The organism is Epilithonimonas sp. (assembly GCF_036780765.1).
Lineage (GTDB): Bacteria > Bacteroidota > Bacteroidia > Flavobacteriales > Weeksellaceae > Epilithonimonas.
In genome coordinates, this window is sequence record NZ_DAIQCG010000004.1 from 186,773 (window position 1) to 205,348 (window position 18,576).

Below are 18,576 nucleotides of genomic sequence, written 5' to 3' on the forward strand. Positions count from 1 at the left end.
ATACTAAAATGACGGTTATAAATAAAATAAAATTAATGTCCTTAATGGTGTGCTCAGGGTTTTTTCTGGCGCAGAACACATTAGGACCTGTGAACAAAAATGCGACACAAGAAACCAAAAACCTCTACAGGAATCTTTGGGTTCTTTTGGATAAGGGAATTATGTTTGGGCATCAGGATGATTTGGGCTATGGTGTCAATTGGAGGATGCAGGAAGGGAGAAGTGATGTGCTGGAAACTGCAGGCGATTATCCTGCTGTTTTTGGCTGGGATCTGATTCATTTTGAGAACGAAAAAAATGGACCAATTGATTTTTTCAGCTTTAAAGAAATGAAGAAAATGATGGAAGGCGTCTATAACATGGGAGGCATCAATACACTCAGTTGGCATACTTCTAATCCAAAAACAGGAAAAGATGCTTGGGACAATACCAAAGAAAGTATAAAAGTAATTTTACCTGGCGCAGAGAAACATCTGCTGTACAAAAGTTGGTTGGATAAAATCGCGAAATATTTAAGTAGTATCAAAGGGAAAGATGGAAAAAACGTACCTATCCTTTTCCGTCCTTATCATGAGCTTACAGGCGATTGGTTCTGGTGGGGAAAAGGAAACTGCAGCTCGGAGGATTATAAAAAGCTCTGGATCTTCACTTATGAGTATCTTACCAATAATAAGAAAGTAAATAATCTAATCTGGATCTATAATACATCCGACTTCAATACAAAAGAAGAATTCTTAGAATTTTATCCCGGTGATGCGTTTGTTGACATGATAAGTTTTGACAAATATGTCTATAACAATCCTGTTCAAGATAATTCTTTTGTAGAGCAAAGCCAAAAACAGTTCAAGATCATGGATGAGATAGCAAAAGAACATCACAAGATTCCAGCATTGGCAGAAACCGGCTACGAAGAAATACCTTACAACCAGTTTTGGACAAAAACTTTGATGAAAGCCATCGGACCATACAAGATCTCATATGTTTTGGCATGGAGAAATCACGGACTGAATCATGAGAACAAGATGCATTATTATGTACCTTACAAAGGTCATCCTAATGAACAGGATTTCAAAAACTTTCATGACGATGAAAAAACACTATTTCTGAAAGATATTCAAAAGACAAATATTTATAAATAAACTTTTTCAACGATAAAATGAATCAAAATAAAATCACTTTAAAAGAGAAAATCGGATATGGTTTCGGGGATGCAGCATCGTCTATGTTCTGGAAAATATTTGGGATGTATTCTCTCTTCTTTTACACCGATGTTTTTGGAATCACTGCCGCAGCTGCAGGAACAATGTTTCTTATCGCAAGATTATGGGATTCTGTTTTTGATGTCTTCGTAGGAATTGCTGCGGACAGAACCAAATCTAAATGGGGAAAATACAGACCTTACCTGCTTTGGTTTGCAATTCCTTTTGCTGTGATGGGAGTCATTACGTTCTATGTTCCAGACTTTGGAAGTTCCGGTAAATTGATATATGCATACATCACCTATTCTTTGATGATGATTGTTTATTCTTTAATCAATGTTCCTTACGCATCGCTCCTTGGTTCAATTTCTTCAAATCCTGAAGAGAGAAATTCACTTTCGTCATACAGAATGTCGTTTGCATTCATTGGAAGCTTTGTAACATTCATGTTATTACAGCCATTAATTGATTTTTTTGCAAAAACATTTGATTCAGAAAACTATGAAAAAACTCAACAAGCTGTAGAAACTTCAATCAGTACATCTGCAATTGCATGGTCTTTTGGAGTTGGAGTTATTGGCATACTGTGTGTCATTCTTTTCTTTTTATGCTTTAGCTGGACAAGAGAGCGCGTAACGCAAATAGAAACAGAAGATAATACGTCTATAAAAACAGACCTTAACAATCTTTTCCGTAATACACCATGGTGGATATTGGTAGGAACAGGTTTGGCTGCCCTACTCTTCAATGCGGTTAGAGATAGTGTTGCAATCTATTATTTTCGAGATTATGTAAAAGTGAGTTACAAAATGACAGGAACTGGATGGGATATTACAACTATTTATTTCTTAATCGGGCAAGCTGCCAATCTGATCGGAGTAATTGCGGCTCCGAGTATTTCCGCAAAATATGGCAAGAAAAAAACTTATATGATTTCTATTTTACTTGCTGGTATCTTCAGTGTAATCTTCTATTTCATACCAAATAATCTTCCTGTCATATTTTTGTTACAATTCATAATATCAATGTTTGCCGGCTATGTATTGCCCCTATTGTGGTCTATGTTTGCGGATATAGTGGACCATCAGGAACTACTAACAGGAAGAAGAGCTACAGGTCTGATCTTTTCATCATCATCTATGTCTCAAAAGTTAGGTTGGGCACTTGGAGCAGCATTGAGTGGATGGATTTTGGCAATTTTCAATTATATCCCGGATGCATTGGAGCAGAGTGCCGAAACTATTTTCGGTGAAAGAATCATGATCAGTATTTTACCTGCGGTGTGTTGTGTTTTAGCTTTCATTGGAATGCTTTTCTATCCATTATCAGATAAAAAAGTAAAAGAGATCACTCAGCAGCTTGAAGTCAAAAGACAAAACAATCAATAATAAAATTAATATTTAAATTACAATAAAATGAGTGAATTATTCAGTCAACGTCTGAATGTTGTGAAAGAAGAATTTGAAACATTAATAAAAAAAACTAATTCTCCTGTTGCAGAAGCCGGAAACGGAATTTTTACAAGATATCAGAATCCGGTGGTGACCGCGGCCCACGCACCATTGGAATGGAGATACGATTTTGATGCAGAAAAAAATCCTTTTTTTATGGAAAGATTCGGTATCAATGCAGCTTTCAATGCAGGAGCTATGAAATGGAACGACAAGTATTTACTGGCTGTAAGGGTCGAAGGATATGATAGGAAATCATTTTTCGCAATTGCAGAATCCCCAAATGGTATCGATAATTTCAGATTTTGGGAAAAACCTATTGTGATTCCTCAAATTGAAGGAAATCCTGACACCAATGTCTATGATATGCGTCTCATCCAGCACGAAGACGGCTATATTTACGGGATTTTCTGTACCGAAAGAAAAGACCCGAACGCTTCGAAAAGCGACACTTCTATGGCAATCGCCAATGCAGGAATCGTGAGAACAAAAGACCTTTTAAACTGGGAAAGATTGCCAGACCTGATTTCCAATACAGGTCAGCAGAGAAATGTGGTTCTTCATCCTGAATTCGTTGATGGAAAATACGTTCTTTACACCCGTCCGCAAGATGGTTTCATAGATGTAGGCTCCGGCGGAGGTGTTGGTCTTGGTTACGTTACAGACATGACAAATCCTGTTGTAGAAGATGAACATATCATTTACGGAAAAACTTACCATACGGTTTACGAACTTAAAAATGGTCTTGGACCTGCACCTATCAAAACAGAAAAAGGTTGGTTACATATGGCTCATGGTGTGCGTAACACAGCTGCAGGACTACGTTATGTATTGTATATGTTTATGACAGACTTGAATGACTTAGGAAAAGTAACTTACAAGCCGGCAGGTTATTTTATGGCTCCGGAAGGCATAGAAAGAATTGGGGATGTTTCCAATGTACTGTTTTCCAATGGCTGGATTGCTGATGAGGATGGCAAAGTCTTTATATATTACGCATCTTCCGATACAAGAATGCATGTTGCAGTTTCGTCTGTAGATCAGCTTTTAGATTACTGTATCAATACAGCAGAAGATAAATTTACATCCTACGATTCCGTTCAAACGATTATTGGAATTGTAGATAAAAATAAACAATTATAATTTTTTCTCTATTATTTTCAAAAACCTTCGAGGATTTGTCCTCGAAGGTTTAATCTAAAAACAATGCAAAAGGAATCTATCACAAAAGAATTAGAGATCGAACTTCAAAACATTCTTAAATATTGGAGTCAAAATACTCTCGATGAGAGCAATGGCGGTTTTATCGGGGAAATAGATTGTCTTGAAAACAAAAATCCACAAGCCGAAAAAGGCTCTGTAATGTACGCAAGGATATTATGGACATTTTCTGCTGCTTATATACAAAAACCGAATCCCGAATATCTTTCTATAGCACAAAGAGCTTTCGATGAGATCAAAACAAAATTCTACAACCCAGAACAAAAAGGAATCTATTGGAGCATCAATGCGGATGGAACTCCAAAAGACACCAAAAACCAGATCTACGCTTTAGCTTTCGTCATCTATGGATTAAGTGAATTCTATAAAATCACTGAAAACAAAGAAGCTCTGGAACTTGCAATTACTTTATATAAAAGCATTCAGCAACATTCTTTTGATAAAAAAAACAAAGGATATTTTGAAGCTTACACAAGCGATTGGAAAGACATAGAAGATATGCGTCTCAGCGAAAAAGATGTCAATGAGAAGAAAACGATGAACACTCACCTTCATATTGTTGAAGCTTTTGCAAATCTTTATCTTGTTTGGAAAGATGAAGAATTACGTGAGAATATTATAGGGATTTTAGAAACTATTGATGAGCATTTTATCGATAAAAACTCTTGGCATCTCAAATTATTTTTCGATGAAAACTGGAACGAGAAAAAAGACGTCATTTCCTACGGACACGATATAGAAGCGGCCTGGCTATTACAATGGTGCGCAGAAGTTTCAGAGGATGAAAATCTTATCAAAAACTATAAATATTATGCTGTAAAAATGGCAGATGTAACATTGGAAGGTTTGGATAAAGATGGTGGTCTCTGGTACGAATACGACCCTGAAGAAAATCACCTAATTGCCGAAAAACATTGGTGGCCACAGGCGGAACTATGGATTGGTTTTGTGAATGCCTATCAATTGACTAATGATCAAAAATATCTTGACATTTTCGAAAAGAATTGGGAATTCACTCAAAAATATATCATTGACCATCAGAATGGAGAATGGTTTTGGGGAATCGATAAAAACTACCAAAAAATAGAAAAAGACAAAGCTGGCTTTTGGAAATGCCCTTATCATAACGGAAGAGCTTGTATAGAAGTGATTAATCGTTTAAAATAACATCAATGAAAAAAGTTGTATTAAGTATTTTTTCGATTTCAAGCTTAATGACTTTTGGTCAAAAAAACCTGCTAAGTAATGGAAGTTTTGAGTACGACGCTCAATCCTGGAACAACGAAATTGTTCTGACAATCGACCCTTACAATAAAAGAATAGGTAGCAAGGGTGGCAATATTACAGAATACACCTCGCCACAATGGAAAGGCATTGATCAAAGTTTTTCGATTCCAAAAAATACTGCAGCAATAGAAATATCTGCCTGGGTAAAAACAGAAGGTGTAGAAAAAGGAAAAAACGACTGGAACAAAGCTGTAATAATTGTAGAAATCAATGGAAAAGGAGAAAACATCATATCTTTAGATGGAAATTCACCTTGGCAGCAAATCAAAAAAATCATTCCTATCAACAAGGATCGCTCTGGAAAATTGATGCTCGCTTTATCCGAATGTACAGGGAGTTTTTTCTTTGACGACATCAGAATCTCTCCTATTTCTCAAGAAGATTACAACAAAATTGTAGAAGCTGAAACCAAAAAAAACGAAGTTAAAGTTTTTACTGATGATTCACCTGTGGTAAAAGCATTATTTTCCAATGGTGACTTCGAAAATGGATTACAAGGTTGGAGAGGTAACGGAGAAAATACGACAGAGGAAAAATTCTCTGGTCAAAAAAGTATTAAAATCACTTCACAAATTCAAACTTGGACAGGCGTAGATCAGATATTTGACATTCCGGACAATTCTAAAACTTTGGATATTTCCGCAATGGTAAAGACTAAAGATATAAAGCAAGGAAAAAACGACTGGAACAAAGCCGTAATGATCGTAGAATTCACTACGAACGGAACTCAGAAAACATCGCAAGACGAACCTCTCTTCTTTGTAACAGAAGCAAAAGATTGGCAAAAATTTTCTAAAAGTCTACCTATTCCGGAACATTCTAAAAAAATGAGAATCATGCTGGCTCTCAGCGATGCGACCGGAACCATGTATGTAGATGATATAAAACTAAATTTTAATAATTAAATAAAAAATAAAAATTATGGAACACGACGTAAGACCTTGGGGAGAATATTGGGTTTTGGAAGATGCAGACTTTCATAAAGTGAAAAGAATTCAGGTAAACCCAGGAGCAAGACTTTCTCTTCAATATCATCACAAAAGAGCCGAAGTCTGGACGATTGTTTCGGGAATAGGAACAATTACAATTAATGATGATATTCGTGATTACTCTGTAGGGCAAGTTGCTCAAATCCCACTCGGAGCGCACCACAGGATAGAAAATAAAACTTCTGAGCCCGTGGTTTTTATAGAGGTCCAATACGGGACATATTTCGGAGAAGATGATATTGTGAGAATAGAAGACGACTACAATAGAGCTTAAAATATAACTTCCAAATTCTAAAAATGAAAAAAACGGTTCTTTCTCTTTTCGCATTCATTAGTATTTCTCTATCTGCACAGGGTAACAATTATGTGCAGGATTATACAAAATATCCTGATCTTGCGCTTACACCTCCAATGGGCTGGAACTCTTGGAACAAGTTTGCCTGCAATGTTGATGAAAATATGATAAAAGAAATGGCCGATGCTATGGTTTCTTCGGGAATGAAAGATGCCGGATATACTTACATCAATATAGATGATTGCTGGCACGGAGACAGAGATGAGAACGGTTTCATCCATCCAGACAAAACAAGATTCCCATCCGGGATGAAGGCTTTGTCGGATTACGTACATTCCAAAGGATTAAAGTTGGGAATCTACTCTGATGCAGGTTCACAAACGTGCGGAGGAAGACCAGGAAGCAGAGGTTACGAATTCCAGGACGCGCTTACTTATGCAAAATGGGGCGTCGATTATGTAAAGTATGATTGGTGTAATACTGAAGGTTTGAAAGCTGAAGGTGCTTATAAAACATTTACTGCTGCACTCAAAAAAGCTGGAAGGCCAATAGTTTTAAGTATTTGCGAATGGGGAGATAACAAACCTTGGGAATGGGGAGAAAATGTGGGGCATCTTTGGAGAACAACAGGTGACATCTACAACTGTTTTGATTGTGTGAAAGACCACGGAACATGGAAAGCATTTGGAACGATGCAAATCCTAGATATGCAAGAAGGCCTTAGAAAATATGCAGGTCCCGGACATTGGAACGACCCGGATATGCTGGAAGTCGGAAACGGCGCTCTTACCAAAGGAGAAGACAGAGCACATTTCTCTATGTGGTCAATGTTGGCAGCTCCTCTCATCGCAGGTAATGACATCAGAAACATGACCCCAGATACCAAAGAGGTTTTGACAAACAAAGACGTCATTGCAATCAATCAAGACAAATTGGGAGTCCAGGCTCTCAAATATAAAGACGAAGGCGAATTCGAAATTTGGTTCAAACCTTTGGAAAATGGGGATTGGGCAGTTGCTTTTCTTAATAGAGATAAAGCTGAAAAAGACATTTCTTTCGATTGGAAAAGTAATAAATTTACAGATGATGAAGTCTCTAAAAAAACCTTTGATACAAGCATTCAGAATTACAAAGTGGTAGACCTTTGGACAAAAAAAGAACTGGGGAATACAAAGAAAACCCTTAAAGCAACTATTCCATCAAAAGACATTCTAATGCTAAGACTTGTAAAAATCAAATAATCTGGAAAAGACAAAAATGAATTCAGTTTATAAAAATATTATATATCCTCTTGTAATCTCTGCCTCTACTCTACTTTCTGCACAATACAAAATATCAGACTCAAAAGCAACGGTAGAAACTCAAAAGCTTTTTGAAAACCTTGGTAAAGCTCAGGATAAAGGTTATTTTGTAGGTCATCAGGATGATTTGGCTTATGGTGTTTATTGGAAATACCAAAACGACAGAAGCGATGTAAAAGAAACCATTGGAGATTATCCTGCAGTTTTTGGATGGGAATTGGGAGATATAGAACTTGGAAAAGACAAAAATTTGGATGGTGTTCCGTTTGATAAAATGAAACAATACATCCGCGACAGTTACGAAAAAGGCGGAATCATTACCATCAGTTGGCACGCTAATAATCCAATAACAGGAAAGAATGCCTGGGATTTTTCTAATAAATCCATCAAAAGTATTTTTCCGGGCAGAGAAAATCATCAGAAATTTGTGACTTACCTAGATAAAGTAGCAGATTTTTTGGCAGACCTAAAAGGTAAAAATGGAGAAGCAATTCCGATTATTTGGCGTCCTTGGCATGAGCATACAGGAACTTGGTTTTGGTGGGGAGCGAACTCTGCATCAGATGAAGAATATAAAGAACTATTTCGGTTTACAACAGATTATTTCAGAAAGACCAAAGGACTACATAATTTAATTTTGGGCTATAATACAAGTATAGAATTCAAAAATACCGAAGACTTTCTGAAACGTTATCCTGGGGACGAATATGTCGATATGGTTTCTTTTGATGCTTATCAAAGAGGGAGCATAGATAAAGGTAATGAATTTGCTAAAAATCTGGATTTCTGGATGCAAACCCTGGATGAAGTTGCCAAAAAACAAAACAAAATCCCGGCAATTGGAGAGATTGGTTATAATCAAATTCCAGATTCCAAATGGTTTACAGAAGTTTTAAAACCATCTATTGAGAAATACAAATTTTCTTACGTTCTCTTTTGGAGAAATGCTGGATTCAAACCGGAAAATAACGAAGTAGAATATTATCTTCCTTTCAAAGGACACTCTGCTGAAAAGGATTTCATGAAGTTTTATAAAGACGAGAAAACGCTCTTTCTGAAGGATGCTTCAAACCTAAAACTTTACAGATAAACAATAACCCTGAAAACTCAAATTAGACAAAAAATGAAAATTTCTAATCTTTAGCTTTATGAAATCGCCTTGATTTTGTTAACAAAAATGATGATATCAAGATTCCATATAACTATTAAAAAAATAAAGATTGGCATATGAAAAAAATACTTGCTTTTATATTCTTATCAATATGTATCATTTCTTTCGGGAAAAATCCTGTTAAGGAAATCGGCAATCTGCAACTTATCGGCACACAACTATCTGATTCGAAAGGAAAGCCTGTACGTCTTGTAGGAACAAGCTTCGGATGGAACAACTGGCATCCGAGATTTTACAATCAAAAAAACATTCATTGGTTGAAAGAAGACTGGAACGTAAATATTGTACGTGCCTCTTTGGGAATAGAACCTGAGGGTGCCTACCTTCAAAAACCGACAGAAAATCTCAAAACTTTGGAATCTGCCATTGATGGAGCCATCAAGGAAGGCGTTTATGTCATTATCGACTGGCACGCTCATAAGATTCATCCTAAAGAAGCTAAAGATTTCTTCGATAAAATGTCTAAGAAATACGGAAAATATCCTAATGTCGTCTATGAAGTTTTCAACGAACCTGAAAAGCAATCTTGGGAAGAAGTAAAATCATACGCCGAAGATGTTATCAAAACAATCCGTAAAAACGACCCGGACAATATTATTCTTGTTGGTTGCCCGGAATGGGATCAAAGAATTGACTTAGTTCAAAAAAATCCTATCAAAGGGGTTAAAAACCTAATGTACACCGTACATTTTTATGCAGGAACGCACGGAAAATGGTTGCGCGACAGAACCGACGAAGCACTTAATGCAGGAATACCTGTTTTCATTTCGGAATCAGCGGGAATGGAAGCCACAGGAGACGGAAAATTTGATTATCCGGAATGGCAGAAATATTATGACTGGATGATAAAAAGAAATCTCAGCTGGATTACGTGGTCAGTCTCAGACAAAAAAGAAACCTGCTCGATGCTTCTTCCAACCGCTTCATCAGAAGGAAATTGGAAGCTTCTTGATTTGACCGAATCTGGAATCAAAACCAGAGACTATCTTCACCAATTCGATTCCAGGGGGCAGTATATAAACAAATTCAATTTTGGTGGAAGAGTTGAGAAAAATTTTTACAACAAAGCACTTTTAATAGGGCCTGGCTCTTATGTAGAATTTGAAACTGAAGGTAAAACCATCGAAGTGAATCTGAAAAGTGTAGATACTTACAGTCATCACAATTGGATTTCTATTGAGATTGACGGAAAATATATCGGAAGAATAAAAATAGATGCAGGAGATGCAAAAAACTATAAATTAGAAACCAGCTCACCAGTAAAACATCATATCAAACTTACTAAAGCAACCGAAGCCAGCAATGGATATATAGAGTTTGACGGAAGCAATATCAATGCGATTCCCTTTACTCCAAAATCAACCAAAAAAATCGAATTTATTGGAGATTCCATTACTTGCGGAATGGGAAATGATGAGTCCGTTCTTCCTTGTGGACAAGGCGAATGGTACGACCAGCACAACGCTTATCTTGCTTACGGCCCCGTTTCCGCCAGAGCTTTGGGAGCAGATTATTTGCTCAGTTCAGTCTCAGGATACGGAATGTACAGAAACTGGAACACCGAAAAGTCAGAAGAAACAATTCTTCCTGATGTGTACAATAATCTATTTTTGAACGGTAACGGAAAAGCCGATTTCGACAATTTTTATCAGCCGGATTTGGTTTCAATTTGTCTGGGAACAAACGATTTTTCTGACGGTGATGGTAAAAAGGCGAGGCTTCCTTTTGATAAAGATAAATACATCGGAAATTACATCGAGTTTATTAAAATGATTCAAAAACGTTATCCTAAGACTCAAATCATTCTTCTTAACAGCCCAATGGTAAACGGAGAGAAAAATAAGCAGTTCATCAGTTACCTTAATCAAGTAAAAGACTTTTTCAAAAACGATACAAAACATCCACCTATAGAGATTTTTGAATTCAAAGAAATGACACCAAAAGGCTGTGGCTATCATCCTAATATTAATGACGATAAAATAATGGCAGACCAGCTTATTCCTTTTTATCAGAAATTTTTGAAATAAAACCAAACCTTGAAGGTTTAAAATCGAAAAAAAAATGAAAACAAAACTTACCATACTATTATCCCTCATCGCCAATATGTGCTTTGCCAATATCCATCTTCCTGCAATCTTCACAAACAATATGGTTTTGCAACGCAATGCAGAAGTTGTTATCTGGGGAAATGCCAATCCTAAAGAAGAAATCACACTAACTGCAGACTTCCTTGACAAAGAATACAAAGTAACAGCAGGAAATGATGCAACTTTTAAATTCAAAATCCCCACAGGAAAAGAAGGCGGACCTTACACTATTTCTCTCAAAGGCTACAACGAAGTTATTTTGAAAAATGTAATGCTGGGCGAGGTTTGGCTCGTTTCGGGACAATCCAATATGGAAATGAGCGCAGCTTGGGGAATAAAAGATGGAGACACAGAAGCAGCAAAAGCAAATTATCCCAACATTCGGTTTTTCTCGGTTCCTAAACTTTCATCAGAATTTCCTCAGAACAATCTATTTGGAAATTGGCAGGTTTGCACACCGGAAACGATGAAATATTTTAGTGCGATTGGTTATTTCTTTGCTGAAAGACTTCAAAATGAGTTAAAAAATGTTCCTGTCGGTATTATCTGTTCTGCGTGGGGAGGTTCTGCTGCAGAATTATGGACTCCAAATGAAGTTTTCTCCAAAAATCCGATACTTTTGGAAAATTATAAAAAACTCGGAAATTCTGAATATTACCCAACACCCACAGGTGGTGCTTACAATGCGATGATTTATCCAATCAATCAATTCAAAACGAAAGGAATCCTTTGGTATCAGGGTGAAACCAACGCTGGAAATCCTGAAGGCTACTCTACTTTACTTTCTTCTATGATAGAATCCTGGAGAAAAGCAAAAGCAGATGACATTCCTTTTTATATTGTTCAGATTGCAGGTTACACAGGCTGGAGCGATACTACTGTCAGAATCCAAAATGCACAGAGAGTTGTTTCTGAGACTGTCCCTGATTCCGGATTGGTTGTGACATCTGATTTAGATAAAACGGACGACATCCATCCAAAAAACAAGAAACCAGTGGGCATCAGAATGGCGAATTTAATTCTGAAAAATATTTATAAGAAAGACTTAGGTCTAGTAGAAAGTCCGAAAGTGAAATCTGTAGAATATAAGGGCAAAAAAGCTTTTATAACCTATGATTTTGCAGAAGGACTTCATTTTAAGAATAAAGAATCAAAACTATTTGAAGTAGCTGATAAAGATGGAAAATTTTTCACTGCTGTTGTTGAGATAAAAGGAAATCAAATTATCATTTCTGCAAAAGAAGTGTCAAATCCTGTTGCTGTAAGATATGCTTGGAGTAACGTTGCTCAATCTGACCTTTACAACAAAGCTGACTTACCTGCGTCAGCTTACACATCAGAGAACCTTAAATAAACTTAAAGTAAAAATAACTCAGGAAAAAAATCCAATAATGAGAATAACCAAAATATTAATCACCACATTAATGAGCATAATAACAGTGAGTAATGCCAATGCGCAACAAAAACTCAACTCCGAAATAGAGAAAAAAATCGATGTATTGATGGCAAAAATGACCATCGAGGAAAAAGTGGGACAGATGAACCAATACAATGGTTTTTGGGATGTTACAGGTCCAGCTCCGGTTGGTGGGACAGCAGAACAGAAATATGAAAACATTAAGAAAGGTTTGGTTGGTTCTATGTTGACGGTACGTGGTGTAAAAGAAGTAAAAGCAGTTCAGAAAATCGCCGTTGAGCAAACAAGATTAGGCATTCCTTTGATTATAGGTTTTGATGTCATCCACGGTTATAAAACTTTGTCTCCAATTCCTCTGGCAGAAGCTGCGAGCTGGGATTTGGCTGCTATAGAAAAATCGGCAGAGGTTGCAGCCTCTGAAGCAGCAGCTTCCGGTATCAACTGGACTTTTGGTCCAATGATGGACATCTCCAGAGATGCAAGGTGGGGACGTGTGATGGAAGGCGCCGGCGAAGACCCTTATCTTGGTAGTAAAATAGCAGTTGCCAGAGTAAAAGGCTTCCAAGGTGATAACAGCTTCAAATCTCCCCTTAGAATTGCTGCCAGCGCAAAACATTTTGCAGGATATGGTTTTGTTGTAGCAGGATTAGAATATAACGCTTCGGAAATTGGGAGCAATACATTATACAATCAGGTTTTACCTCCATTCAAAGCTGCTGTTGATACAGGCCTGAGAACGGTAATGACATCTTTCAATACCATCAATGGCATTCCTGCTTCCGCAGACAAATATCTTTTAAAAGAAACACTGAAAAACAAATGGGGATTTTCTGGTTTTGTCATCTCGGATTGGGCTTCAATACGAGAAATGATTCCTTGGGGTTATTCTAAAGATGAAAAATCGGCTGCTATTTCTGCTGTAGAAGCTGGAACTGATATGGATATGGAAGGCGGAATCTATGTTCCCCACCTCATCGAGTTGATGAAGCAAGGAAAAGTTGACCAGAAATATGTAGATGATGCCGTAAGAAGAATTTTACGTGTGAAATATGAATTGGGGTTGTTTGATAATCCATATCGTTTTCTAGATGAGAAAAGAGAAAAAGAAGTGATAGGAAGCAAAGCCAATCACGAAGCTGTCCTCGATATGGCAAAAAAATCCATCGTCCTTCTGAAAAACGAAAAACAACTGCTTCCACTTAAAAAGTCAGGACAGAAAATTTTGTTATTAGGCACCTTGGCATCAAGTAAAAACTCACCGCTGGGAAGTTGGAGAATTGCGTCTGATAACAACACTGCAGTATCTGTTTTGGAAGGTTTGAAAAATTACACTGGAAATACCCTTAATTTTGTTGAAGGTCCAAAACTTACTACAGAAGAACCAACGTTCTTAACAGAAGTTAAGTACAACACCACAGACAAATCTGGTCTTGAAGAAGCAAAACAAGCAGCAAAATCTGCAGATGTCATTATAATGGTTTTGGGTGAACATAGCTTCAGCACAGGAGAAGCAAGAAGCCGAACTGATATCAATCTTCCAGGTTTACAGGAAGAATTTTTAAAAGAAATTTATAAAATCAATCCTAACATCGTTTTGGTTCTTAATAATGGGAGACCTTTGAGCATCAATTGGGCATCGGAGAATATTCCTGCAATTGTAGAAGCGTGGCATCTGGGAACAGAATCCGGAAATGCAGTAGCTCAGGTTCTTTACGGCGATTATAACCCGAGTGGAAAATTACCAATGACTTTCCCTAGAAATGTTGGTCAAATCCCAATATATTACAACAATTATAGTACAGGACGCTATACAGACAAAGACAACAATGTTTTCTGGAGCCATTATTCCGATGCAGAAAAAACACCACTCTATCCTTTTGGTTTTGGGTTAAGTTATACCACTTTTGACTATTCTGATTTTAAAATCAATAAAAAGTCGTTTGCGAAAGGCGAAAACATTCAGGTTTCTGTAACCCTTAAAAACACCGGAAAATATGAAGGTAAAGAAGTGGTCCAGCTTTATATTCAGGATGAATTTGCATCGGTGGCAAGGCCTGTAAAAGAATTGAAAGCATTTGAATTGGTCAACTTAAAACCGGATGAATCAAAAACAGTTTCTTTCCCAATTACAGAAAAAGAACTTGGTTTCTATAATAATCAAGGTGATTTTGTAGTAGAACCTGGAAGTTTCAAAATTATGGTTGGTGGCAATTCTCAGGATTTAAAAATAATTGAAGCAGAATTGCTTTAGAATGATTCAACTAAAGCTTAACTATATTGTATATCTGTAACTTATAACACTCCTAACACCTACTAATAATTGGTTTCGATAGAGAGTTCTGTTATGTTGACAAAAAACTACTCCAAATTAAACAAAATTGGAGTCATTTTTTTGTTTTTGATCCTAGAATAAACCAGATTATTATTTTTACTTTTTTAGTAAATTAATGACTTCAAATATTATATTAAAAAAAGAGACTTAAAATTTTGAAGTCACTGAAAAACCCTCCACATTAGATTAGCTCCATTTATTTGGGATGAAAATAAGAGCCTGTTATAAGATTTAAAAAATCCGTAATAAGCTCTTTATTTTTTTGGCGGGGGAATTCTTGGGATCTGTTTAGGGTAATTTTAAGTTTACTGGGAAAGATTTGTATTTTCAATAAAATTTAATAAATTTATAAACCTAAATACTCCTTAAGGAATTATTGAAAAATGTCTAAGTTAGTTTGAAGACGTACAACCATAGTTGTTATTTTTAACAAATTCATTAATAATTAATATTTTAAAACAAAATAGTAATTAAGATTTCACTATTTTTAACCATATCGTTAATACATATAACTACCAATTCCTAAAAAATTATTAATGGAAATTCTGTCTTATTACAAAAAGTTTCTATTATTCTTGATGGTTTTATTTGTAAGTATGTCAAATGCACAGATTATAGATACTTTAAGACATGGCGAGAAACTTATTGAGAATCCTAAGTATCCTCAGTTACAATTCAAAGGGCTTTTCCAAGCTCGATATCTGATTGGAACGACCAAGGATGTTGATGTCAATGGACTACATCATATAGATCATAGCGGAACAGATAATAGTTTTATGATTAAATATATGAGGGTTCAAATGCGCGCTCAAATCAGTAAGCGTACTGAAGTCGCCGTACTTGCAAATCTTGCTGACTTTAAAAATGACCCCAAATCAAGAGTTCTTGAAAATGCCTACCTAAAATATACTTTCAGTCCTAAATTAGCCTTTACTGTTGGGCAGTTCCGACCATTGTTCGGACTTGAGGAAACTTATCCTGTTGATATCATTAAGTCTTTTGATTGGTCAAATCAATATACAGAGTTTGGAAAATTAGGCTGGACTAGTTTCCAGATCGGTTTGGCAGCAACAGGACAATTACAATTGGGTAAAATACCTTTTCACTATGCAGTTTCTGTTGTCAATGGTAATGGTAAAAATCAGATCACTGATAATGATAATGGTAAGCATTACTCCACTCGCCTTGTCTTTGATCTTGTAAAAAAGTATAAGTTGAATCTTGGTTTCAATGCTGGTGTCGGAGAGGTTTTGAGCAAGAAGATTTACGCCGTAGGAGTAGATGTTATTTCGCTTATTCACTTTAATCCGAAATGGAGTTTGGATATGCAGCTTGAAGCTAAGCAGGCTACCAATCATGTTTTATATTTCGCAACAATTTCTGAATTGAGACCTGACAATCCAGATGAATATCAGATTCGAGGCGTTTACTTTCTTCCTAATATTCGGTACGAAATCAAACACAGAAATTTAAGTGCACTTGAACTATCGTGCCGTTATGAATATTTGGATACCAATTTTAGGCTTAATTCAAATCCCAGACAGACCATCACCCCTATGTTTGGATTGGAATTTTTAAAAGACTATGGTGCAAGAATTCAACTCGGTATGCAGTTCGACCGTTATAAACATTCCATTGAAAACACCAGTCGATACAACAACAATCTTTTTATTGTTCAGGTTCAAAGTAGATTTTAATAAAACCAATCATTATGAAAGAAATTAACATTAAAGCTGTTGCAATTACTTTTGCAGTCGCACTTATAATATGGTTTATCCCCGCACCGCAAGGAGTAGCGGAAAATGCATGGCATCTGTTTGCAATTTTTGCAGCCACAATTCTTGGAATCATCTTGAAGGCAGCACCAATGGGGACGATGTGCATGATGGCAATTGGTTTTACAGCTCTTACGCAAGTTGTTGCTCCGGGTGATGCAGGAAAATCAATTACCAAGGCATTAAGTGGTTTTGGAGATAAAGTAATTTGGTTGATAGGAATTTCATTCTTCATTGCAAGAGGCTTTATCAAAACAGGACTGGGAAACAGAATTGCTTTCCTGTTCATCAGAGTTTTCGGTAAAAGTTCATTAGGCTTGGCTTATGGTTTAGGATTAGCCGATGTCTGTTTGGCTCCGGCAATTCCGAGTAATACCGCACGAGGTGGCGGAATTATCTACCCTATTATGAAATCCATGGCGATCAGCTTTGACTCTGTCCCCGATAAGCCGGAAACACACAGAAAATTGGGGTCTTATTTGACGTTGAACAGTTATTACATGAATCTTATTGCATCTTCCATGTTTTTGACCGGAACAGCAAGTAACCCTATGTGTCAGAAATTCGCTGCCAACTTGGGAATCAACATCACTTGGATGTCTTGGGCTGCTGCAGGATTTGTACCGGGATTGGTAGCGTTCTTTGTAGTGCCGTTGGTCTTGTATAAACTATACCCACCTGAATTAAAGAAAACCGCCGATGCTCCTAGAATGGCTGCAGAGAAATTAAAAGAAATGGGACCTATTTCTAAAAATGAATGGCTCATGTTATTAGCATTTTTTATTCTGTTGGCCCTTTGGATTTTTGGTGGTGCATTGTCAATTGATGCCACTACTACAGCTTTTATCGGTTTAACGCTATTACTGCTCACATCAGTCTTAACGTGGGAAGACGTCAAAGCAGAAAAAGGAGCCTGGGATACCATAGTATGGTTTGCTGTGCTTGTTATGATGGCCAGTTCTCTTAATGAGCTAGGATTTATTGGATGGTTTAGCAATCTGATTAAAATGGAAATTGGTGGAATGACCTGGACCATTGCATTTCCAGTTATTATTCTGGTCTACTTTTTTAGTCATTATATTTTCGCAAGTGCTACCGCGCATGTAGCAGCGATGTATGCAGCCTTATTGAGCGTTGGAATTGCCGTAGGAATTCCTCCAATGTTATTAGCAATGATGCTTGGATTTTTGGGTTCAATTTATGGAGTTCTAACCCATTATGGTCATGGTCCTGCTCCTGTATTTTTTGGAAGTGGATATGTTGATTTAAAAGAATGGTGGCTTAGAGGTTTGGAAATAGGAATTGTTTTACTGATTATTTATATGGGCGTTGGTGGTCTGTGGATGAAGATTCTAGGGTACTATTAATCATAAACCATACAATATGCTGTCTACGTTATCACGAAAAATACTGATGTGCGTTACGGGGTTGTTCCTTAGTTTCTTTCTGCTGATTCATTTCCTTGGAAATCTTCAGCTTTTTTTACCGCAGGAGCAGGCTCATCTTCAATTTAATGCCTATTCGCATTTTTTGTCAGGAAATATAATTATAAAAATCATTTCGTATGTTTTATATACGAGCATCATCGTGCATGCCGTGGATGGATTAATCATCACTATAAGAAATCAGAAATCAGGAGGAAATTACAGAACCGACAACAGAAAAAGAGCCAGTACATGGGCATCAAGAAATATGGGAATTTTGGGAACATTGATTTTGATTTTCCTTGTCATTCATTTTCAGAATTTCTGGTATGTCTATAAATTTGGTAATCTTCCTTTGGATGATAGCGGAAATAAAGATTTGTACATTTTAGTCATAACCGTTTTTAAAGAATGGTGGTACGTGCTCATTTATGTGGTATCAATGATTGCATTGTGCTATCACATGATTCACGGAATTCAAAGTGCAGTTAGTACTGTAGGTGTATTTCATCCGAAATTTGTAAAATGGTTTAAAAATGCTGGAATCGCGTATTCATTAATCATAAGTTTAGGCTTTGCATTGATGCCGATTTATATATTTTTCACTAACCGCTAAATTTAGATAGT

General features: G+C 36.6%; 14 protein-coding genes. All 14 read left to right on the forward strand.

Features of this window, described 5'->3' with window-relative positions:
* Positions 1-8 precede the first annotated feature (8 nt).
* Positions 9-1,139 (forward strand): glycoside hydrolase family 26 protein, encoded by a 1,131-nt coding sequence (locus tag V7P73_RS09385; RefSeq protein WP_333852969.1) that lies wholly within the window; start codon positions 9-11, stop codon positions 1,137-1,139.
* 17 nt (positions 1,140-1,156) lie between these two features.
* The gene (locus V7P73_RS09390) at positions 1,157-2,587 is read left to right on the forward strand and encodes an MFS transporter (protein WP_333852971.1); all 1,431 of its coding nucleotides are present in this window, start codon (positions 1,157-1,159) and stop codon (positions 2,585-2,587) included.
* Positions 2,588-2,614: 27 nt separating this feature from the next.
* A complete protein-coding gene (locus V7P73_RS09395; protein ID WP_333852973.1) occupies positions 2,615-3,793 on the forward strand; it encodes a glycoside hydrolase family 130 protein in 1,179 nt (392 codons plus the stop codon).
* Positions 3,794-3,856: 63 nt separating this feature from the next.
* Positions 3,857-5,038, forward strand: a complete 1,182-nt coding sequence (locus tag V7P73_RS09400) for an AGE family epimerase/isomerase (RefSeq protein ID WP_333852975.1) — start codon at positions 3,857-3,859, stop codon at positions 5,036-5,038.
* A 5-nt stretch (positions 5,039-5,043) separates the two neighbouring features.
* Positions 5,044-6,063, forward strand: coding sequence for a carbohydrate binding domain-containing protein (locus V7P73_RS09405; protein WP_333852977.1), 1,020 nt, complete (start codon positions 5,044-5,046; stop codon positions 6,061-6,063).
* 16 nt (positions 6,064-6,079) lie between these two features.
* Positions 6,080-6,421, forward strand: a complete 342-nt coding sequence (locus tag V7P73_RS09410) for a phosphomannose isomerase type II C-terminal cupin domain (RefSeq protein WP_333852979.1) — start codon at positions 6,080-6,082, stop codon at positions 6,419-6,421.
* 23 nt (positions 6,422-6,444) lie between these two features.
* Entirely contained in the window at positions 6,445-7,683 is a 1,239-nt protein-coding gene (locus V7P73_RS09415) for a glycoside hydrolase family 27 protein (RefSeq protein ID WP_333852980.1), read from the forward strand.
* A gap of 16 nt (positions 7,684-7,699) precedes the next feature.
* Positions 7,700-8,833: a glycoside hydrolase family 26 protein gene (locus V7P73_RS09420; protein ID WP_333852982.1), complete on the forward strand. Its 1,134-nt coding sequence runs from the start codon at positions 7,700-7,702 to the stop codon at positions 8,831-8,833.
* A 137-nt stretch (positions 8,834-8,970) separates the two neighbouring features.
* Positions 8,971-10,941, forward strand: a complete 1,971-nt coding sequence (locus V7P73_RS09425; protein WP_333852985.1) for a cellulase family glycosylhydrolase — start codon at positions 8,971-8,973, stop codon at positions 10,939-10,941.
* Between the two features lie 34 nt (positions 10,942-10,975).
* A complete protein-coding gene (locus tag V7P73_RS09430) occupies positions 10,976-12,355 on the forward strand; it encodes a sialate O-acetylesterase (RefSeq protein WP_333852986.1) in 1,380 nt (459 codons plus the stop codon).
* A gap of 37 nt (positions 12,356-12,392) precedes the next feature.
* Positions 12,393-14,669 (forward strand): beta-glucosidase BglX, encoded by a 2,277-nt coding sequence (gene bglX / locus V7P73_RS09435; RefSeq protein WP_442896964.1) that lies wholly within the window; start codon positions 12,393-12,395, stop codon positions 14,667-14,669.
* A 677-nt stretch (positions 14,670-15,346) separates the two neighbouring features.
* Positions 15,347-16,447, forward strand: coding sequence for a porin (locus V7P73_RS09440; protein ID WP_442896967.1), 1,101 nt, complete (start codon positions 15,347-15,349; stop codon positions 16,445-16,447).
* Positions 16,448-16,461: 14 nt separating this feature from the next.
* A complete protein-coding gene (locus V7P73_RS09445) occupies positions 16,462-17,892 on the forward strand; it encodes an anion permease (protein WP_333852991.1) in 1,431 nt (476 codons plus the stop codon).
* Positions 17,893-17,908: 16 nt separating this feature from the next.
* Complete coding sequence (locus tag V7P73_RS09450) at positions 17,909-18,565, forward strand: succinate dehydrogenase cytochrome b subunit (protein ID WP_333852993.1); 657 nt, start codon at positions 17,909-17,911, stop codon at positions 18,563-18,565.
* Positions 18,566-18,576: the final 11 nt, after the last annotated feature.